This is a genomic window from Acidithiobacillus concretivorus (assembly GCF_018853445.1).
In the GTDB taxonomy this organism is placed as follows: domain Bacteria; phylum Pseudomonadota; class Gammaproteobacteria; order Acidithiobacillales; family Acidithiobacillaceae; genus Acidithiobacillus; species Acidithiobacillus concretivorus.
In genome coordinates, this window is sequence record NZ_JABELD010000055.1 from 1 (window position 1) to 19952 (window position 19952).

The following is a 19952-nucleotide window of genomic DNA, read 5'->3' on the forward strand; positions in this document are numbered from 1 at the left end:
CGGCTTTGCCGGTTTGGGCTTGGCGACAACCGGTTTGGGAATTGGCTTGGGTACGATCTTGGGCTTTGGCGGCGGGGGAGGGGGAAGCTGATACCAGAACCAGCCAGGTTCAGCCGCAGCCTGTCCTGCCCAGACGAGACAGGCTACTGTAATAAATCCGCGCAAGATACGGGTTCTAATGCTGACCCCCTTCGACTACAAGCCCTGCCGCCAAATAATGTTGTTTCGGTTGACCTTTACCCAAAACCTGCAACCCCAGGTGCCCCGCAAATCGCTGCACATAACCATCGCGCCAGGCGGCAGCCAGATTGCCCGGACCCGCGTTGTAACAGGCGGCTGCGGAAAACAGATTCCCGGTGATGGCGAGGCAGCGGGCAAATACCCAGGTGCCCGCCATCACATTCGCGCATGGATTGTTTTTTAACACCCGATAGCTGTAGCCATAGCTTCGTAGAAAGGGTAGGTGGCAGGTGTTTACCTGCATGGGACCGAGATCTTGTGTTCCGTTACTGTCTTTGACAGCTATGCCAGGTGCTCCGCCCTCGTTTTTCATCAAAGCAATAATATCTCTACGCGGGACCGCGTAGATTTGTGATGCCTGTTGAATGCAGCGCAGTGGCGTTGCATGAAAAAATGAGGAATTGTGGAAAATCACCATTTTGCGCGGGAAACCCCTGCGTTCAGGCCTTTGCAGGCTGCAAGCCGGGGAGGGATAGCGCGGCGACGCAAGTCTTTGCAGGCTGCGAGCCGCCCCCCATTCCCATATCTCCTTGTGATGTCGCTATCTTGTCCCATAAAAACGCAGTTTCGTACCAGCTAGATCCATACAGATCGTGCCGATTTATAATAGTGTAATTAACAATTCTATACAAACCGGCTTTGGCTGTATAATAAAACTATGCGAATACAAAAGGCCGTGCGCTATAGACTGGACCCCACGCCGGAGCAGGAATCGCTCTTGTCGCGGGCAGCGGGTTGCGTGCGCTTCGTCTGGAATCGTGCTCTGGCGATCCAAAAATCCTATCTGGATTCCGGCTGTGGGATCCTGAATTTCGCCGATCTGTGCCGCGTGCTCACAACCTGGCGCAACGGGGAATCTTTCAACTTTCTGGCTGAATCGCCCTCGCAACCCCAACAGCAGGTGCTCAGAAACCTCGACCGGGCCTTTAAGGACGCCTTTAACCCCGCCAACCCCAAACGCTTTCCGGTCTTCAAGAAGAAAGGACGGAACTACAGCTTGCGCTACCCGGATCCGGAGCAGATCAAGCTCGATTTGCACAGCAGGGATGCGGACGGACGGCATCGGTTCCCGCGCATCTTTCTGCCGAAGATCGGCTGGGTGAAGTTCCGCAAGTCCTGCCCCGTCGGTGGTGAGATTCGCAATGCCACCGTGCGACGCATCGCCGGACACTGGACTGTTTCCATCCAGATCGAGCGGGAGATTTTTCCCCAGGCTCCGCAAGGTGAAGCTGTCGGACTGGATTTGGGCGTGCGCGAGTTCGCCGCACTGTCCGACGGGACGTTCGTGGAACCCATCCATGCCTACCGGCAGTGGGGAGCACGTCTGGCGCGGGCGCAACAGTCCATGTCGCGCAAGGTTCGTTTCAGCCACAACTGGCAGAAAGCACGGATCAAGGTTCAGCGTATTCATCGCAAAATTGCAGCGATTCGGGAGGACTTCCTGCACAAGACTTCGACACGGCTTTGCAAAAGCCACGCAGTGCTCGTGATCGAAGATCTGGAAGTCCAGTCGATGAGCGCATCCGCCGCCGGGACGGTAGAGCAGCCCGGCATGCTGGTTCAGGTGCAATCGCGCTTTAACAAGGCGATTTTGGATCAGGGCTGGTACACGTTCCGGCGAATGCTGGAATACAAGACGGAGTGGCACGGCGTGCTGCTGCGGGTCTTGTCGCCGGAAGGCACTTCGACGACCTGCCCGGAGTGTGGGCACGCAGCCGAAGCCAACCGACCGGGGCTGCGAAAGTGGTTTCAGTGTGTCAGGTGCGGTCATCGGGAACACTCCGGGACCGTAGCGGCACGCAATCTCTTAAAAAGGGCGGGACACGCCCGGTTAGCCTGTTCTGCGGCGTAGGTCGCAGCGTTGGTCCTAGCGGGCCAATCCAAGGAGCGCAGTAAAGCTCCTGATGGCAGGAAGGAATCCTCGTCCTTCAGGGCGCGGAGGAAGTCAATATTAAAATATTACACTAGAATAACTTTTTAGCAAAACCCCTACACCCAGCCTGGACGACTGCGCTTCCACACTTTTTGTCCGCCCACTTGTGTTTGGCACTTACTCAAACTCAAGGAGTCAATCATGAAGGCACACGTTAGCACTGCAAGCGGTAAAGCCAATATCTACCAGGATGAAACTGGGGTTCATCTCCGGATTTTTGAAACAACCGGAACGGTCTGGGAAGCAGGATTTTTCCCGGCTGAATCCTATCAAGATTTTTCAAAGGCATGGGAGAGCGCATTGTCGCTGGCCCGTGAAATCATCAACCCCGCAACTGCCAATTTTGGCACACGGCACTGATCAGGAGGTGGATTATGAAAACAATCGTCTTTTTACCAGAGTTCAAATCCATCTCTGGGTCACGCGCTTTGCCGCGTGATCTGATCGAATCACGCGATGGGCGCGATTTGGACAAAGTGCTGGCCAGTTCCGGCACTATCCAGATATTGCCAAAAGAAGCAGTCCGCGTATTTGGCACTGCAAGAAAATCTATTGAAACAATCTTGCTTGCCAAGGGCACTCGTTTCTTCGGAGGATTCCTTGTTTCAGAGGAAAACGCCGCAGAAGTCCAAAAATCCCTGGAGAAAATCCGGGATACCGTTCTGGAAGCCAGAGAAAAACTGGCCAATGAGCTGCCCAGGATTATTGAGGATCGTGTCAAAGACGCACCCGAATGGGAGGATGTCATCCGTCAAAGTGCTCCATCGCGTGAGGACATCCAATCCAGTATCAACTTTGGCTGGATCAAAACCCCTGTAAATCTCGCTAATCCGGAGATCAAGGAAGTGCTGAAGGGTAATCCTCTGCACATCAAGATCGCCAAAGAAATGGCTCAGATGGCCAGCACGTTTCTGGGCCGACCTTCAGGATCCGGAAAGCGTGGTATTCCGGGTTTGGGTACCCTAAAATCCATCCAGACCAAGGCGCGTGCGCTGACGTTCCTGGATGATCGGTTTAACAGTCTGGATGAGGCTATCAACGTCATAGTCGATAGCGCACTGAAGGGCGGACCTGCTGCCGGAATGACCGTATTGGGTGTGCTCAAGGTAATGAGCGACCCCAAGGCTGTTTTGGAGTTTGATCCAGTCGAAGCGGGCGCATTGTTGTCCGAAGAGACTGAATCACCAGCATTTACCCCGGATGTTCAATCTGTAGAGGATCCGGAAGAAGACGATTCCTCTATTGGGGCGGCTGAAGATGGAGATATGGAAATAGAAGAGGAAAATCCCTCTTACGTTCCTCAACCCAAGACCAGCGGAATTCCAAGCTGGACATTTTAACTCACCCCACCCCAACGCTTCGGCTTTGGGGTTTTTCTTTGCCTGCTATTCCGGGGGGAGTGCTATCGAGTACCGGGGAAACGACTTTAGAATTTTACTGTCCATCGTCACCAGTTTTACGCCAAGCGTCATTGCCAACGCTACAAATTCACAATCGTATGCAGAACAGTTGCTGTCACGGACAAGTTCCAGTACCAAACTCGAAATCACCGTATATTCAGTGTTGGCTAAAAGTTCTTCAGCTTCGATCATCAGCTCTTGCGCCGCTCCAAAAGAAATTTGTTTGCGACGTATGTAGCCAGCCAATATGTTGCGAAACTCACTACGCCAGAGCAATGGCACAGACCATTGAGCGTCCCGCTGAAGCAATGCTTCTGTCTTAGCGGTATGTTCCCCAGGCAAATACAAGTAAGCGATAATGTTGGTATCTACTACGATCACGATCGCCCCTCACGCTTGTACGCATCAATATCCTGTGCGCTGAAGCTCATTGGCAATGCAGCGCGAAGGGCACGAGCCCTTTCAATCCGTTCGGTGGCATTACACACATAGTTTGGATTCAACGCGGTTTCAAGGCACACAATCGCCTCGCTGTTCATACTTCTCCGATGACTCATAGCAGAGGCTTTGAGCTGTTGGTACACCTCATCCGGAATATTTTTTAATGTCAGGCTGGTAGTCATTTCATCCCCCGCAAATGGTCACAACAGGTTGCATTATGGTTGCTTTTCGGTTTTTTGCAAAGACAGGCGGCTCTTGCGCCAGAAGCCAGGCTGTTGGAAACTTAGCCCTGAGCGCATCGCTTTTTTCCGTTTAAGCCACGAACACGGGGTTCGTGCGTCTTTTTTCAGGAGAAGTCATGTCGCAGGATATTCTTTTTAGTGCCGCCCTCTCGTTGCTGTCTGAAGGCGGTTATATCGAACAAGTAACCGCTAACCCACTGGCCTTTCGGCTGGTGTTTGAGGGCGATTCGGTCCCTCTCTCCGGGGGAATCGTGCAGCGTTTGCAGAATGGTCGGCATATTCGTGAGGGCAGTAGCCTGAACGGAAGAAAACGGTTCTATGCTAAAAAAGGGTTTTAATCATGGAAGATTTTAACGGGTTCCCTCTGCGCGTCTGGCTCGATTCCGATACAAAACAATGGGAAGCTATGGTTCTGGATGTCCCTCGTGTCTACATTTCTGCAGGCGGTGAATCTCCAGAAAAAGCTATCGAGGAGCTGCGTATCGCTTGGGATTTGTACTTGGAAGCGGAAGAAAGCCCCTTCCCGAAAGCGGTTTCTGCCGATTAGATATTACCCTACCCCAACGCTTCGGCTTTGGGGTTTTCTTTAGTCTAGGCAGCGTCTTTTTTCAGGGGAAGCCTTACGTCTATCTCATCCCATGGAACAAAGATATGCCCGTCAGAATTTTTTTCGATGACCAGCCATTCGGTCAGAATACCTACATCCTTATAAACATTGCGATAATGACGGTCAAGATGCTTGGCCAGAGCGTAGATGGACAAAGGCCCTGTCGCTTTCAATGCGGCTATCAGCTCCCAGCGTTTTGGCGTAAAAACATCGCCGAATTGGGCCATGCTTGCGAAGCCAACGCCAAATTGTGGTGCTACCGGGTTTCCGTTGATGGCCGACTCCAGAGCAGCCCCAAAATTGTCCAAAGTTTTTTCGATAGATGTACCTACTGTCACATTGAGAATGGTCACTGAACCCCCTTGACATCCAATATGAAATCCTGAACAAGCGTCGCAACATCCCTGAAAATATAAGGAAATTGCTGACCCATGATATGTTTGTGATCGCCCTTGCCGCGCTCGTTGTCGTAGCCTACCAATCGGTTGCCGTGAACCACAAAAACCAGGCGGTATTTAACCCTGTGCTCTGAAGGGAGTACAGGATACGGCACTTCCCAAATAACGCCCTCGATGATGCCCGGACCGTACACTTCCCTAAATCGGTACAGCAATTTTGCGTCCATAGAAAGCCTATTCTGTCCTGCTATATAGGGCTTTGCAAGCCCTATACGGCGTCACCGTTTCCAGCCGCGATTGCGGATCTCCAACGCCAGCTTCAGGTTTCTTTTTGCCCCGGACTCTCCTTGAATCCACCGCCGGAGACTTCGATGACTCACGCCCATAATATCCGCCAGGTATTTTCCGAAAGCCACGGGATCCTTGCCCGTTGCACGGCAACCATCTTTGATGAGTTCCGGCCAACTCCATTGCAGGGATTCTCTTTGCATCTGTATCGCCTGCATGACCCGGTTACGACTTTCAACGGACAGATCACCTTTTCGGTAAAGTGCTTCACGCAAAATGCTTGGTGTCATGTTCAAATAGCGACAGGTTTCCTTGTGCGTCCATCCAGTGACCTGTATCAGATCGCGCAAGAGATCAGCAGATTCCGTCGTGTTCTGAGCGGGCATTTTAGCTGTCGCCGCCACACCGCTTTGAATCGTCTTGTCCTGTTGTGCTTCCTGTTCCGGCCAGGAACCCATAACACCGCGCAAACGCTGCAATGCGGATTCCTTTTCGGATTCGCGCAAATAAAGATTTTCGGCCTGCGTTACTCTCTCCAGAGGGTTGTCGGAATCAACGCCCGGCAATTCCGGTCCAGCTTCCGGCGGCATCGTTTTAATATACCAGTGAGCAGAAGATTTCTGGACGCTTTCCACCTTTAGACGGGCTAGTATTTTGATTCTGTCCATCGTTAATGGCTCTCCCTGCATTTGCAGCAGGGCCAGACACACTTCCTGCACCGCTTCGTCCAGCAGATCTTCGCTGACCGGCATTCCGTATTTACGCCGGCGGAAATGAAAATGTTTTTCCACCTGTTTCTGAATCAGATCCAAGTCGTCACGACTCACGGAACTATCACGTCCGACAAGCGTTTTAGACGGCATTGGGATCCTGCGTGGGGGCTACGAATTGGCTTGACTGCATATCTACCTGTCCTTGCTCGTTCTTGGTAATTTTTAATATCATTTTGGCTTCCATCACCAGGAATGTGCCATCGGGCAGCGAAGCAAGCGTTTCCAAAACCAGATTCTTGGCTTCCCCCGGTGGATCCAGATCCAAAAGCGCGTTGAGAGAACCGTGGTATTGCTCATTTCCAGAACGCTCGGCCAAACGCGCATCCCTCTGTAGCTCGTCAAGCCATAACATTGAGAAAAGCAGCCTTTTCTTCTTCTTTTCCGGTATGTCCGGGAGTATTTGAGGATAAGTATTCAGCATGTTACGGACGCGCTGGCTGACCGTGGCGGCCCGTTGTTCAGGGGTTTGCATAAGGGGTTTAACCATCCTTTTGTTGTTGTGTTGCTGTTCTGCCCGGAGCCTTGCAGCCCGCATTTCCTGCAAGCGACGTTCCCGGTCATGAGCATCCATCTCATTGCTTTTGGGTGATTGTTCAGAAGGTGGTCCTGACTCTGATATGGGTTCTTTATGGGACTCCACCAGTGCAGATGAAGCATCTTCTGCCGTATCATCCTCAGCGTTGGATTCTACAGGTTGCGTTGCAGGCGTGACTCCCCAAAGGCTTTCTCCCTCATCCGGCGGGAGATCATCAGGATCCTCTGGTGATTCATTATCCGGCGGAGTGTCTGCGTCGATAGAACCGGAATGATCCTCTTCCCGATCATCTGTCTCCTGATTCTGATCCTGTATCTGCGATTGTTCAGGTGATTCGGTTTGCGGCGATTCAGCCGTTGATTCAGCCAGATTCGGCTCTGCATCCTGCGAGGATTCTTCCTGATTCGGGTGGAGCGCGGAGTTCGTGGACTCTGCCTGCTCCGCTGCCTCTCCTGCTGTCTTGAAATACTGTGGCCATGTTGGAGAAGCAATCGCCAGCTTTGCCCGGTAGTCTTCGAGATCCGCGAATTTTGAAAAAACCGGACTATTACCGATCCTGACCAGATAGTAAGGGATTTTTTCCTCGACTTCTTTGGACTCGCCATCCTTCGTGGTGCCCTCTATTTTCAGGTAGAAGCCCGCACCTTCTGGTTTCTTGCAGCTTTTGTTGTTAAAACTCTTCCTCAGCGCCCCTTGTTCATCCAGTCTGGCTGAAATGATTTTGATAATTGGCCCCGGATTGCCGTTATTATCGGAAACGTAGTCCGCTCGCGTCAGCCCCAGATGGGCGCAGATTTGAGCGCGAATCCGCTTCTCAGCCAGAAAAATCAAATTCCCCTGCTTGTATCCTATCCGCTGTTCAGGACTTTTGTGGTTAATCAGGTTGGTATGGGAAAGCAGGTAAAGGAAAGACTCCCATATCTGGTCTTCCATTTTCCGCTCTGGAAGGTCATTGCTGTCCTGATAGTCGCTCTCTATTTCCTCTTCCCGACCTTCAATTTGGCCCGCTACCAGATCCGCCTTGCGGATCGTCTGCATGAGGTCCACCACAGATTCATCGGTCTGTATGAAGTTTCTTTTGTGCCCCGAACCGGGATAGGCATAGGCGTGGTGATAATAGCAGATGGATTGGGTCAACATGCGCTGCAGAAAGTCCTCATGCTGCCCGTGGCTATCCATCAGGCTCCAGAAGGCATCCAGCCTGGCCAGCAGGCGGCTGCCCTCGATGTCGTGCAGCCCCATCACCTCAATGTTTTCGCCGACCCTGCGAAAGCAGAGTACCTTGCCTATATCATGGGCCATACCTGCAAGTATGGCAGTTTCCAGATCAAAGGATTTGCTGGCGGCTTTTCCGCCTGCGCGAACAGCCTCAATGCCGGCCTGATCCATGTCTGCCCATACACGGGCCATTGCTGCTGCAACACGCAAGCTATGCTCCAGTAATGACGCATCCCCGTGTGATCCTATATAGGGAGAGGCGGGCAGGCCGGACTCTTCCAGAATCCCGTAAATAGCCCAGAACAGTTCTGCCCTGGGGCTATTATTTTGTAGGGCGAATTGCCTCAATGCGGTCTTATCCAGCCGTTCTTCCGGTTGGTTCCGCTGCAGCCCGGAGATAGCCGAATCCAGACGCGATGCGCGTTTCTTGAGGGGGATTGGAGACTGCGGGGCGGTAATTCCGCCAGATCGCGGCAGCATCCCTATGGTGGTTGTTGTCAAACCGCGCCGGGACTGTGGGCGCAATCCCAATGTGGTCGTAAAAGTTTCCGCTGCTTCCCAGAAGAAAATGAGCGCGATGGCGGCGAACAATGATGCCAGTACCCAGGCAATGCGGTCCAAAAAGAACGGAAAGTTATCGAGAAAGGTGTGGCTGAAGAAGAAAAAAGACACCAGCAGGGCCACAAGGGTCCAGAACCCCAGCACCGTTGCTGTGGCAGACAACAACCGCCGGTGAACAGGAACGGCCACGAGACTTAAAACGCCACGGCAGAAAAATCGACGCTGGGCCGTGTACGGGTCGGGAAAACGCCAGCAGCTCTTTGCAGGCGCTCTTCCAGGTCGCTTTCCAGCGCCCGATGATGCCATTCATGGCGGTGCTGGGCATCGGCCAGCGCCGTCTGCATCTTCTCTGGATTTTCCAACAGCATTGCGGGATTGGAGCCATAAGGCCGGGCACTCCCCAGCCCTAACAGGCTACGCAGCTCGGCAAGGGCTTCGCTGCTTCGGAATGCTTTTTTGTATCCCGACGCGAAAAGCACCGTCACCCAAGGTTCCGGACGGCTGGCCACGGCACTAATGACGATGCCGCCGCCGAAACAGGCGTGCGAAACCGGCAATCCCAGCCAGGCAGTACGATAATCTTCGGCTTTGTAGGTCTGCATCAAAAATTCCTCCAAAAACTAGCCCAGCTTTGTGATCGCGGCAGGCCTGCGCGAGTGAGTGGGCTGCGCCCGACGCAATACCAGAAGCGTTGATAGGATGCCAGCAGTATCCCTGCTTCCTCCAGACGCTCCAATGACGCCTGATCTTCTGAATTTCGGCATAACCGTTCACTGGAAATACCAGGGAATTCCCATACCCGATGCAATAGCCAGGAACCCGAAGCGCCGGCCAGCGCATAAGTTTCTTCGAGCACTCTTTCTGGTACCGGAACAATCAGCCCTTTGATCTTTTCAGAAAGCTGGAGATCCTTGCGCCAGAATTCCAGATGGATCCTCAGCCGCATGACCCAGGGACGGCAATCCAGGGCCGTGCAGCAGTCTTCAAAGGCAGCGTTTTCCAGTAAGGTGTCCGCTGAAAACATCCATTCCAGTAGCTGTGCTTTTTTCCTCATGCTGGTACGCACCAGAAAAACAGAGCGCACCTGGTTGGCCAGAAAACGAAAAACCACGACCTGTTCCGGACTCAAATCCTCCAGTAGTGCGGTTACTTCTTTTGTTTCTGCAAGGTGGGATGAATGTTGCGATAAGAAGAAAGCAGGTTCCTCCCAACTACATAATGCGCCTGCACGATCCACTTGATCTTCTTCACCATCCAGCGTGTTGAAATCTGGAAGATCGCCGAAAACCCCGGAATCAACAGCTTGCCAATAATCTCCTTCAAAATTTCCCTGGTTATTGGTATCCAGAGCAGCAATAGGAATATCAGTATCCCGATCCCGATCAGAAATGCGGTGTGTGGATTCTGCATAATCGTTGGCGCGTGTTTCGCAGCGTGGTGTGCAAGTGTTTTCGCTGACGCGGTATTCGCTGTAGGCAGCATCTCCAACCCCCTTTTTGGCCGGGCTAAACATGAAATTTTTTTCCCAATTCTGCCAAGGCCTCTTCGACGACCCGGCGCTTGGTCCAGCCATTTTTTTGGACCAATGCCAACAGCGTGGTGGTCGCCGGTTCAGAAAGAAAAAGCTGGAATCGCGTGCGATTCAGCCCGTCGGGATCCACCAAGGCGCGATGCCGCCAAATTCGTTGGCGTTCGCTGGCTGTCCGCTTTTTGGGGTTCTCAACAGGCATTGGTAAAATCTTCCTCGAATTACGAATGTTTTACACTATAACACTAACCGCGAAAATAAAGGGATGCAAGCCTGGCGTGTTGCAAAAGTTACCCTCTGCTGCGTCGGCGGGCATTATTCTGCCCGGATCCGGAGTCTTGTTCCTGGTTCTCTGCCGGTTGTCCTTTTTCTTTTTTCGGCGGAGCTTTGCCGGGGAACTGGGACTTGATGTATTCCTCATCGGCCTTGATGACGGCATCCATGCGCTCCATCAAGCCATAATCACTTCGATAGGGCCGTGGGCGTTTGGGCACTTCCGGTGCCCATATCCGTGGAGATCCAGCCCATTTTTTGAATTCCGATGAGAAATTCAGCAGGGGTACCCGGATGTGGTAATAGTGCTTGCCGTTGCGCGTAAACAGGCACTCGCCCTTATCGAGAGCTTTCAGATCGTCAGCGGATACGCGATACATTTCCTGTTCGCGCTCACCGTATGATGTACCTGCTCCGCCAGATGCAGCCCCGCTGCCTGCCAGGTCTGTAGAGGCTTCGCTGGCCGAATCTGAAGATGTTTCACTGAGGGTTCGCAGTACCGATACCTGTTGACCGATAAAGTCCGCGCCATACTCTGCGGTGTCCTGGTCCCCCAAGCCAAAGAACATCTTGTTGGCACAGTTGCCGACTACCTTATTGAACAGGTTATCCGAAATGGTATCGAGGTTTCCTTTGGTTTGTGGAGAGAGCACGATTCTTTGTCGGGCAGATCGCGCCTGTTCAAAGATGCGATCCCAGTTTTCAGAGATATAAGAACCCGGCTCATCCAGAAAAACCAGTGTACTGGGACGCGGCCTGCGTTCTTCCGGCATGGTTTGTATCCAGGACAATGCCGTTCGGTAATCCCCAATGAACAGCTTGGCAAAGTCCGAAGCGGTTTCTTCCTTGCCCATGGTAGGCAAGGGCACATAGACGATTTTATTCTGTGTCAGGCACTCAAAGATGCTGATGTCGGGCTTGGTGGTATTCACCACTTCGCCAAACTTGCCGGACCCCATCATCCCCAGGCGGCCACCGATACCGCCGAACAGATCCTTGACCTTATCCACGTTGATCATCGTGCCGCCGGCTTTGTTGGGTACCCGGAAGCGATTGATGAACAAGGCCGCCGTCCGGCCCTCTGCGGTTCCCCGTATCCCCGGCAGATTCGGGAGCTTGTCGAGTTCTGTAGGGCTGCTCAGTAACAGCGACAGATCTGCTGCCGTGTACGCATAGCCACCCCGTTGCAGCGCGGCTATGACAGCCATGAGCGCCTGCGTCGCGGATTTACGGTAATAGTCTGCACCCGCGTTCCCTGTGGTCATTGGAACCGTTGCCATGATGCGTGAGGCGACTTCATCGGCATCACCGAACAGCAAGGGATTATAGCGATTGCTGATAGCCGGGTCGCCGGGATGGATAATCACCAGATCATGCTCGCGGCCCGTGTATCTCAGGAGGTTCCAGAGGTTTTCGATATTCTTGTTGTCTATTTTGCCGTCGGCAAAAAGGATCCCGCCGCCATTGATGAGCTGCTGGTACATGAGAAAATTGGCGGCAACGGTCTTGCCCATCCCGGACATGCCGAGAATGGCCATGTGATCATTGGACGGATCCACTTCCCGGAATCCGGACGAAGACACCATAGGCATCCAGAATGGCTGGCCAGAATTGGTGATATATCCCAGCAAGGCAGAATCTGGTGGCTGTTCTTCTGCGTTGACCGGGAAGATGGGATCGGCAGAATCTATTTCCAGGTTGGAATCCAGAACGTGACGGCCATTGTGGTACCAGTTGATGATGCGTTTCCCCAGATGCAGGGTACCCACTGCTGCCAGGCCGCCGGTGGCGATTTTCCAGTCGATGCCCATGGCTCCGGGGACGTAAGGCCCGCAGGCCCAGAATGCCGCACCCAGAGCCAGAAAGGATAAAGCGTCATTGGATCCACCAAACTTGAGATTTACACGATCTGCCATACCAAAATCCTCTGCAGAACAAAGAAAAACCCCAAAGCCAAGGCTGTGGGGTGGGGGAGGTAAGGACGCTCGAAACCCGTAAGGGTATCAAGCAATAAGGAAGAAGATGAGGGCATTCTGGTAAACTCTAGAACGGAATGTCGTCATCAAAGTCTTCCGCAGGAGGCGGAGTATTTTCGGCAGGAGCCTTGTGAGAGGCAGGAGCACCTGATCCTTGCGAATCAGACTTGCCACCAACCAACTGCAGACGATCACCGATGATTTCGGTGGTGTAGCGGTCCTGACCTTCTTTGTCGGTCCACTTGCGAGTCTGCAAGCGTCCTTCCACATAAGCCATACTGCCCTTACGCAGAAATTCGCCAGCAACTTCTGCAGTACGACCAAACAGCACAATACGATGCCATTCGGTGCGTTCCTGTGTATTTCCTTCCTTATCCTTGAATTTTTCAGAGGTTGCGATGCTGATGTTTGCAACTGCTTTACCAGCAGGTGTAAAACGCACTTCGACATCCTGACCAAGATGACCCATGACAATAACTTTATTGACTCCACTCATGATAAATCTCCTTTGAGAAAAAAGAACCCGAACGGGATGCTCGGAGTAGTTCCGCAAATAAGTGGGTGGACAAAAAGTATGGAAAGGCGGTTTTGGGAGAAAATCGGGAGATTTTTTTGAAATTTTGTAGAATTTTTGGGTCGGATCGGACGCATCTCTGCCTCCGACCCTTTCTACACGTCACCGGCAAGAGGCCGGGCACCCGATAATTCTAGCATAACCACGCTTTCTGCAAAACTTTAGAGATTGTCCACCAAATCCGATAGCGTTCCCGATGCCGGAATGTCATCGTCACCATCGCTGTCATCGGTTTCATGCGGCACACTTTCCGAATGATCGGGCCGAACCTGCGCGGAACCCGTATCCTGCGCGGATTCTGTACTTGACTCTATTGAACCGGCTTCAGGATTGCGGTAGCGATCCATGATTTCGTTGATCCACGGCGGAATGGACAGAATATCTACGCCACGGCGGGCATTGAGAATGGTTCGGCACCAGATGTACCCGACCTGCTCGCCCGTAGGCACTTCCAGGCCGTCTTCGTCGATCCGCTTGAGATCCCGCGCACGCAGTTTGCCATCGACTAGGATGGGTCGGCCCATACGCAATTCACGACGAACGGATTTGGCAATAGCCGCGTTGACCATTCTTACCGGAATCAGGTTTCTGGGATCGGCGGTCAGACGCACCCAGACCTCGACTCCGACCACGGAATTATTGTTCTCATGGATAATGGATTGCACCCGGTCCACAACTCCCGCGATCTTGACCCGATTAGCCCCTTCCCGGAGTGTGGTTTCCCGATTGCTCCCCTCTGCCAACGCAAAGGGATTGAAATCATCGGTTTTCGTTCCCTTACGGTTCTGGATGGCATCCGACCAGGCCAGAGAGGAGGGCATATCAATGACCGAAGGTGAGGACACATCAAGCGGATCCAGGTAAGCGTGAAAGTCCGTAACATCCTGCTGGCCATTGTTCCAGACTATTTTTCGACCCCGAATTCTTCCGATAATTTTTACCGGTTGCTCATTGTCAATGAACAGCTTTTTTTTATCCGGTCTGCGCTGCTCAATGGGAACCATGCGGGAAACGTCCTGCGTCTGCTGTATTTTTCCTTGTAAAGCCCCTGAATCATCCCTCTTAAAGTCGCGGGCATATCCGCTGACATAACCAATATTCAAAAATCCCTTCTCATAGCCATATTGCGAAAGACTACTGTTTACAAGCGACATATTTCTATCCTTTCCCCAACAGGGAAACCAGGTCAACGACATACTTATCCGCCCACGAGCGAAAAGCCAAAAGCTGGCTTTCAAACGCATTTTTTTCGCTACGCGCCAGGCTATCCAAGGCCTGCGCCCATAGCACCGTCATCCCCATATCCGTAAGGGATTCTGGCAATTTCTGATGAATCTTCTGGCCCAGTGGCGTCAGTTTCATGGCAGATCGGTCCACCCATTCATTCTTAACCAGTTGAGCAAAATGGTTCATGCGGCCTCGCGCAGAACCCAACTGGACATGCCGGGCAGACAGCTTTAAGGAAGGGTCTTGCACCCATGGGGTAACATCCCGTAAGGATTCGAGCCAGTCAGCAAGAAGGTCTGATGGACTGTTTTCTCTGGATCCCTCGCCCTGAAAAGCGGCATAAAGCGAACCGAATCGCCCAGGGTCTTTTCTCAAAAGCGTTATTTTTCCTGGTCCGTTAATAAATGGATAGGTGATATGCCCGCTCTCCCAGGCACGAGAGAGCAGCATTAGTGTATCTTCTGGGGAGTGATTAAACTCTCGAAGCATTCTGGCCTGCAAAATGGCTGTATCCATTTCGGATTCCGATTGGCGGAATACAGAAGCATCGTTTACGGGAAACGTAGAAAGCATTGCGCTTAGAACCCGACCGACAGGTATGGCGGTGGATACTCGTCCGAAAAGTGTCATCGCACGGGATCCGTTGAGTCCAATGAGCCAGTCCGCATGAACCCGTAACTGTTCTGTCTGCGCCCAATGGGTCACGTCCTTGCGCGGGTGTGCAATGGATCGCGCCAGATCTGCATCTCGCAAAGATGTGGTATCCCAGACAGTAACATCACCATCAAACCCGACGAAATCAAGAAGCAACTGCAAGTCCATCAATCCGGCAGGATCCGGAGGAGGGGCCAGAATTACCCGGTCTGATCGGGCAATAGCCGTTTTACATTCACGGATTTTTTCAGTGGTTCCGGGCCTTGGCCTGAATCTGGGTTCCGGCAGTAATGGCAGGTCTTCTGTTCGCCATTTATCCCACTTGAGATGGTATTCCTTCGGGCTGCAGTGCCGAAACAAAGCCCCGCCGGTTGCCAAAACCTTCGGTTTATTCCCGGACGTGCTCGACAATGCCAAACGCAGAGCATGAGCCATACCGGGTGTGGCGGTGATCACAAGAATGACGGATTGCATGACAAGATAATAGTGTATTTAACAATGCTATACAAATCCGTTTTCTATCCATGCCTTACGCAAAGCCCTATCCACACTTTTTGTCCGCCCACTTATCTCTGGAAATAGAGCTGAACATCGGGTTCGGCATTTTTAATAGGAGAAACACCATGAACAACGGGGATATAATTGTCAGTGCATCAGTGGCGGAATTGATTGAGAACCGGAACACAATCAAGGCCAAGATATTGGCCGCGTTCCAAACTCTTTCGGAAGCCATTTCTACAGAAATGGCGGTTACTTCCAAGAAATACTCCATTCTGGAGAGTTTTTTGGCCGGAGGGCGGTGGCACTCTGCATCGCTGAAGGATCCTGAAGACACCATGGTTCATGCCATGCAGCAGCTTGACGCTGGTTTCTGGGATGCCCTGATGGAAAAGTCAGGTATCCGGGCGTTCATGTCAGCGGCGAAGCGCGATCAGTGGCGGGATTTGATCTCGGAAGGCAAAACGCCGCCCTTCGAGATGGATTCCATCAAAGCTACGTTCGCGGATCTCTATGAGAAACGCGCTGACATGATGGAAGAGGGCATGATTGATCTCTTCCAGAGGCTGTCATGGAACTATAAGACAAATAATCCTGTAAGGATGGAGAAAAAGCTGATTGTCGAACGGGTCTTAAACTCTTACGGCATGGTCAACAACAGTGTTACCAATGAGCTGGATGATCTGGTTCGGATTCTCTCGGTCTATGACGGAAAGCCAATCCCGGAACATCGGCACGGTATGTATGCCGTTATTGCCGATGCGATGGCGCAAAAGGATTCCGTTGTTGATACGGAATACTTCACGATCAAGGTTTTCAAGAAAGGTTCCGGTCACATTGTTTTCAAGGACAATGCCCTGCCTTTATTGGATCAGTGCAACCGAGTGATTGCCAAAGCGTTCCCAGACGCACTTCCCGCTGCCAGTGGCCGCAAGGCTGCATAGGAGGGGATATGATTCATATCAGAATCGGAGCCAAAGAGGATAAATGCCGTAGTGTTTACGGTGTGTTGTACGATGAAGATGGTGATCCTTTCAGTTCTGATGCGACATCGTTCTGGACGGGCATTCTGGACGGTAATACCCACATCGCAGGGCATACAAAGAGTGAGGTTATGAACAGTTACCAATCTCGCGTTCTCGATGTCAACGCCGAATATAAGCAGGTCTGCGATGTGAGGCTGGATCCTATAGGGGATCGCAGCTACTACGAGATCGCCAGAAAAATAACCGTCTTTCTCAAGAAAGGTCGCAACAAGTCTTCCAGTCCTGAAAAGGTGATTGCGGGTCTTCCAAAGTTCCTGACTACAATGGGCATTATGGATAACCTTTGCGACACTGATGATGGTAACGCTCCAGAATCCAAATCCGCCCCGGATTTAAGGGAATCTTTGCGAACTATTCAGGGATCCTGTCCCTGGGCTTTCTGACTTACCCCACCCCATGCTTAGGCCTGGGGTTTTTCTTTGCCCATCGACTGCCATTCCATACTTTTTGTCCACCCACTTATCTCTGGAAATAGAGCTGAACATGGGGTTCGGCATTTTTAACAGGAGAAGTGTTATGGAAAATCAGAAGTTGTTTGCAGCCTTATTAGCAGCACAAAAATCGTTCACTGCCGTTCGTAAGGATGGCAAGAACCCGATGTTTAAGTCGCAGTATGCTACCCTAGATTCGGTTTTAGACGCAGTGCGTCAGCCCCTACTCGACGCTGGGATACTGCTCATGCAGCCCCCCGTAGATACGGGAGAACGCTTAGAAAAGCCTTGCGCCACCGTCAAAACCACCTTGATCCATGCTGAATCCGGTGAGTCGATGGAGGTTGTCACAAGCATCCCCTTGGCCAAAAATGACGCACAAGGATACGGATCTGCCGTGACCTATGCACGCCGGTATGCACTCATGGGTCTTTTGGGGATTGCCCCGGAAGATGATGACGGAAATGCCGCATCTTCTGGAAATGCCCGTCAGCAGGCTCAACGGGCACCTCAACAAACTCAGCCTGCGGCCACACCAAAAAAGGATCCTCCCAAAACAGGTCCATCACTGGAATCCGCCTTGGAAAAGGTTAAAAAATCGCCAGTGGAAAAGCTGGATTTTGCAGAGCAGTGGTGCCGCATGAACTTCACAGGCGATGATTTGAAAGTCTTGGAAAAGGCTATTACTGAACGGCGATCTGCTGCGTAATTTTACTCATCCCCCACCCCACAGCCTTGGCTTTGGGGTTTTTCTTTGCCTTTTTTCTGTTTTCTCCCAAAAAAACGCCTTTCCATACTTTTTGTCCACCCACTTATTTGTGGAATTTATCCTCAAAGGAGTGGCCTAATGGCTATTGTCATGTGCGGTTGCGTGATCGCGGGTTTCAGCATTTATGCTGGGATTCGTGGTCCGCTCCTCCGCTCTGGTATCGTCTGATACTGGATCCCCTGCTGCATTTGGCAAGCCGGGGAGCACGTCACCCCTGGGAACAGAAGGTAATAAGCTGGAACTCAGCTTATTATCAAGACGCAACACCCACCCCACAGCCTTGGCTTTGGGGTTTTTCTTTGTCTGCGCTTCCACACTTTTTGTCCAGCCACTTGTGTTTGGTATTCACTCAAACTCAAGGAGAACAATCATGAATGTCGTTACATTGGAACAGAACACTGCAGAATGGCTCGATTGGAGAAAAGGAGGGCTTGGAGGGTCTGACGCCCCTATTATCATGGGTGTTTCCCCATTCAAAAAGCCATATACGCTTTTTTCCGAGAAAACAGGGATCACCAAACCGGTGATTCCGCATCCAGCCGCTGCCGCTGCCATGCAGCGCGGGCATGACTTGGAACCTGTTGCCCGTGATATGGTCTGCAGCATCACTGGGGAGTTTTTTTCTCCTATCTGCGGGGAGCATTCGGATCATTCGTGGATGCGGTTATCTGCAGATGGAATCTCCATGGATGGCAGCACGCTCCTGGAGATAAAGTGTCCTGGAATAAAGGACTGGGAAGTAGCCAAGTCCGGAAAGGTTCCAGAGAAGTATGTGGGCCAAATCCAGCACGCACTCGCGGTTAGCGGATCAGAAAAGTTGTTGTATGCCACTTATCGACCAGAAGAAGCGGAACACCCGATCATTCTTGAGGTTTTTCCGGATCAGGGGTACCAGCAACGCTTAATCGAGCGGGAACAGGTTTTTTGGCAGGCTGTCCAGACGGAGGACTGGTCTATTTTTGATGGGTTAGTGTCATCCGGCTTGCCATCAGGGTTTGCCGAGGCTGCTGCGGAATGGGTCGATTTTCAGGAGATGATGGAGAGTTTCAAGGCCAATGAAAAACGGCTACGCGAAAAGCTCTTGTCATTCCTTCCCAAAATCGGGGAAGCCGCTATTAAAGGCGCGGGCATCGAAGTTTCCCGCAAAAGCACAAAGGGATCCGTAGATTATCCAAGATTGTTAAAAGAATTAGATGTTATGGAATCCGTTGTGGATACCTACCGCAAGGCAGACAGCATACGCGAAACTGTCCGCAAAACATCCTGACCTACCTCACCCCCACCCCATGCTTCGGCCTGGGGTTTTTCTTTGCCTATCGGCTGCCTATCCACACTTTTTGTCCACCCACTTATTTGTGGAATTCATAACAGACACATAAGGGGGCGTATCATGAATTTTTCTTTTAACAAAAGGGTCCGTGAGGACATCATCCACACGTTTAATGTGCTGGCCTATGCAGGCGGCTTCACGCAATTAGGCGTTCTTGCTTACAACTTTTTTGAGCATGACAAGGGAATCTCTGGTTTCTTTGCGGCTATTGGGTATATTCTTGTATGCAAGAGCGTCGTTTGGTTGATTAAAGCCTGCGAGGACTAACTTTCTACAAGGAGACTACCATGGGTTCGGACATCGTTTTTTGGCAATGGATGGCCACGGCATTAGTAGCTGTCGTGGGCTACCCACTTGCATATTTCGCTATACGATCCGTAAAAAAGGAAAAGCAGTCACAGAAGCACCATAACCCTGCTTAACCATCACCCACCCACCCCAACGCTTCGGCTTTGGGGTTTTTCTTTTCTGACTATCCATACTTTTTGTCCAGCCCCTTGTGTTTGGTACTCACTCAAACTCAAGGAGATTAGTCATGATGGTCAATGTCAAAATTGCCCAGGCGAAAAACAGCCCTACCAAAAAGGTGTGGGGTGCGGTAATACCAGGTATCAACGGGGACCAAAAGGACGCGGCTATATTTTACGGCCCATCGACCAAACTCGGCGGATCGGTCTATAAGAAACCGCGTGTCACTGCCGTCGATATTTACCATAAAAAACTCGGTGGTGATTATGCCGAAATTTTTTCGGTGCAGTTCGACACGGATATACCACTGGATGAGGTTGCAAAGCAGATTCTACGGTCTTTGCAGGTTGGAAATTTTAATATGGTTTTGAAAAAACTCCAGTTTAAGGATCCGATACCGGATTTCGTTTCTGATCCTGTTCCTGTACCGCCAAAAAATCCGAAGCCCGATATTGCGACATCTCTACGCCAAATCCCCTGCGGATTTGACTGGACATTTTAATCTACACCTACCCCACAGCCTTGGCTTTGGGGTTTTTCTT

The 19952-nt window shown here is 51.7% G+C and carries 25 protein-coding genes; 11 read left to right on the forward strand and 14 right to left on the reverse strand.

Annotated features, from left to right (window positions below; all coding sequences use genetic code 11):
• Positions 1-175: 175 nt before the first annotated feature.
• The gene (locus HJG40_RS07770) at positions 176-658 is read right to left on the reverse strand and encodes a lytic transglycosylase domain-containing protein (RefSeq protein ID WP_226857297.1); all 483 of its coding nucleotides are present in this window, start codon (positions 656-658) and stop codon (positions 176-178) included.
• Positions 659-898: 240 nt separating this feature from the next.
• Here HJG40_RS07770 and HJG40_RS07775 point away from each other — a divergent pair, with 240 nt between their 5' ends.
• The 3 genes from HJG40_RS07775 to HJG40_RS07785 all read left to right on the forward strand — a co-directional run bounded on the left by HJG40_RS07775 (position 899) and on the right by HJG40_RS07785 (position 3513).
• The gene (locus tag HJG40_RS07775) at positions 899-2092 is read left to right on the forward strand and encodes an RNA-guided endonuclease InsQ/TnpB family protein (protein ID WP_226857298.1); all 1194 of its coding nucleotides are present in this window, start codon (positions 899-901) and stop codon (positions 2090-2092) included.
• Positions 2093-2314: 222 nt separating this feature from the next.
• Positions 2315-2533: a hypothetical protein gene (locus HJG40_RS07780; RefSeq protein WP_215863659.1), complete on the forward strand. Its 219-nt coding sequence runs from the start codon at positions 2315-2317 to the stop codon at positions 2531-2533.
• Between the two features lie 14 nt (positions 2534-2547).
• Positions 2548-3513 carry a DUF3150 domain-containing protein gene (locus HJG40_RS07785; protein ID WP_215863660.1) on the forward strand — a complete coding sequence of 322 codons (966 nt, stop codon included), beginning with the start codon at positions 2548-2550 and terminating at the stop codon, positions 3511-3513.
• Between the two features lie 45 nt (positions 3514-3558).
• Here HJG40_RS07785 and HJG40_RS07790 read toward each other — a convergent pair whose 3' ends face one another.
• Both HJG40_RS07790 and HJG40_RS07795 read right to left on the reverse strand, forming a co-directional pair.
• Entirely contained in the window at positions 3559-3954 is a 396-nt protein-coding gene (locus tag HJG40_RS07790; protein WP_215863661.1) for a type II toxin-antitoxin system VapC family toxin, read from the reverse strand.
• Positions 3951-4196, reverse strand: coding sequence for a FitA-like ribbon-helix-helix domain-containing protein (locus tag HJG40_RS07795; RefSeq protein WP_215863662.1), 246 nt, complete (start codon positions 4194-4196; stop codon positions 3951-3953). The genes HJG40_RS07790 and HJG40_RS07795 overlap by 4 nt, the downstream gene beginning before the upstream one ends.
• A 176-nt stretch (positions 4197-4372) precedes the next feature.
• On the opposite strand from HJG40_RS07795, the gene HJG40_RS07800 reads away from it, so the two are divergent.
• Complete coding sequence (locus HJG40_RS07800; RefSeq protein WP_215863663.1) at positions 4373-4594, forward strand: hypothetical protein; 222 nt, start codon at positions 4373-4375, stop codon at positions 4592-4594.
• A gap of 2 nt (positions 4595-4596) precedes the next feature.
• Positions 4597-4803, forward strand: coding sequence for a hypothetical protein (locus HJG40_RS07805; protein WP_215863664.1), 207 nt, complete (start codon positions 4597-4599; stop codon positions 4801-4803).
• A gap of 44 nt (positions 4804-4847) precedes the next feature.
• Here HJG40_RS07805 and HJG40_RS07810 read toward each other — a convergent pair whose 3' ends face one another.
• The 11 genes from HJG40_RS07810 to HJG40_RS07860 all read right to left on the reverse strand — a co-directional run bounded on the left by HJG40_RS07810 (position 4848) and on the right by HJG40_RS07860 (position 15342).
• Positions 4848-5216: an HVO_A0114 family putative DNA-binding protein gene (locus tag HJG40_RS07810; RefSeq protein WP_215863665.1), complete on the reverse strand. Its 369-nt coding sequence runs from the start codon at positions 5214-5216 to the stop codon at positions 4848-4850.
• Positions 5213-5488 carry a toxin-antitoxin system TumE family protein gene (locus HJG40_RS07815; RefSeq protein WP_215863699.1) on the reverse strand — a complete coding sequence of 92 codons (276 nt, stop codon included), beginning with the start codon at positions 5486-5488 and terminating at the stop codon, positions 5213-5215. The genes HJG40_RS07810 and HJG40_RS07815 overlap by 4 nt, the downstream gene beginning before the upstream one ends.
• Before the next feature lie 51 nt (positions 5489-5539).
• A complete protein-coding gene (locus tag HJG40_RS07820) occupies positions 5540-6376 on the reverse strand; it encodes a hypothetical protein (protein WP_215863666.1) in 837 nt (278 codons plus the stop codon).
• 25 nt (positions 6377-6401) lie between these two features.
• Positions 6402-8798 carry an HD domain-containing protein gene (locus HJG40_RS07825; protein WP_215863667.1) on the reverse strand — a complete coding sequence of 799 codons (2397 nt, stop codon included), beginning with the start codon at positions 8796-8798 and terminating at the stop codon, positions 6402-6404.
• 32 nt (positions 8799-8830) lie between these two features.
• Complete coding sequence (locus HJG40_RS07830) at positions 8831-9238, reverse strand: hypothetical protein (RefSeq protein ID WP_215863668.1); 408 nt, start codon at positions 9236-9238, stop codon at positions 8831-8833.
• Positions 9238-10149: a hypothetical protein gene (locus HJG40_RS07835; RefSeq protein ID WP_215863669.1), complete on the reverse strand. Its 912-nt coding sequence runs from the start codon at positions 10147-10149 to the stop codon at positions 9238-9240. The genes HJG40_RS07830 and HJG40_RS07835 overlap by 1 nt, the downstream gene beginning before the upstream one ends.
• Positions 10142-10366 carry a hypothetical protein gene (locus HJG40_RS07840; protein WP_215863670.1) on the reverse strand — a complete coding sequence of 75 codons (225 nt, stop codon included), beginning with the start codon at positions 10364-10366 and terminating at the stop codon, positions 10142-10144. Before HJG40_RS07840 ends, HJG40_RS07835 begins: the two co-directional genes overlap by 8 nt.
• 88 nt (positions 10367-10454) lie before the next feature.
• A complete protein-coding gene (locus HJG40_RS07845) occupies positions 10455-12353 on the reverse strand; it encodes a type IV secretory system conjugative DNA transfer family protein (RefSeq protein ID WP_215863671.1) in 1899 nt (632 codons plus the stop codon).
• Between the two features lie 127 nt (positions 12354-12480).
• On the reverse strand, positions 12481-12909 hold the full coding sequence (ssb, locus tag HJG40_RS07850; protein ID WP_215863672.1) for a single-stranded DNA-binding protein: 429 nt from the start codon (positions 12907-12909) through the stop codon (positions 12481-12483).
• 239 nt (positions 12910-13148) lie between these two features.
• On the reverse strand, positions 13149-14141 hold the full coding sequence (locus HJG40_RS07855) for a hypothetical protein (protein WP_215863673.1): 993 nt from the start codon (positions 14139-14141) through the stop codon (positions 13149-13151).
• Positions 14142-14145: 4 nt separating this feature from the next.
• Positions 14146-15342 (reverse strand): DNA topoisomerase III family protein, encoded by a 1197-nt coding sequence (locus tag HJG40_RS07860; protein ID WP_215863674.1) that lies wholly within the window; start codon positions 15340-15342, stop codon positions 14146-14148.
• 149 nt (positions 15343-15491) lie between these two features.
• Here HJG40_RS07860 and HJG40_RS07865 point away from each other — a divergent pair, with 149 nt between their 5' ends.
• From HJG40_RS07865 to HJG40_RS07890, 6 genes are all read left to right on the forward strand, one after another.
• Positions 15492-16310 carry a DUF4942 domain-containing protein gene (locus HJG40_RS07865; protein ID WP_215863675.1) on the forward strand — a complete coding sequence of 273 codons (819 nt, stop codon included), beginning with the start codon at positions 15492-15494 and terminating at the stop codon, positions 16308-16310.
• Between the two features lie 8 nt (positions 16311-16318).
• Positions 16319-16795: a hypothetical protein gene (locus HJG40_RS07870; RefSeq protein WP_215863676.1), complete on the forward strand. Its 477-nt coding sequence runs from the start codon at positions 16319-16321 to the stop codon at positions 16793-16795.
• Positions 16796-16928: 133 nt separating this feature from the next.
• The gene (locus HJG40_RS07875; protein ID WP_215863677.1) at positions 16929-17552 is read left to right on the forward strand and encodes an ERF family protein; all 624 of its coding nucleotides are present in this window, start codon (positions 16929-16931) and stop codon (positions 17550-17552) included.
• Positions 17553-17736: 184 nt separating this feature from the next.
• Positions 17737-18879, forward strand: coding sequence for a YqaJ viral recombinase family nuclease (locus HJG40_RS07880; RefSeq protein WP_215863678.1), 1143 nt, complete (start codon positions 17737-17739; stop codon positions 18877-18879).
• 123 nt (positions 18880-19002) lie between these two features.
• Positions 19003-19209 carry a hypothetical protein gene (locus HJG40_RS07885; RefSeq protein ID WP_215863679.1) on the forward strand — a complete coding sequence of 69 codons (207 nt, stop codon included), beginning with the start codon at positions 19003-19005 and terminating at the stop codon, positions 19207-19209.
• A 268-nt stretch (positions 19210-19477) separates the two neighbouring features.
• Positions 19478-19912, forward strand: coding sequence for a hypothetical protein (locus HJG40_RS07890; protein WP_215863680.1), 435 nt, complete (start codon positions 19478-19480; stop codon positions 19910-19912).
• The last annotated feature ends 40 nt before the right edge of the window (positions 19913-19952 follow it).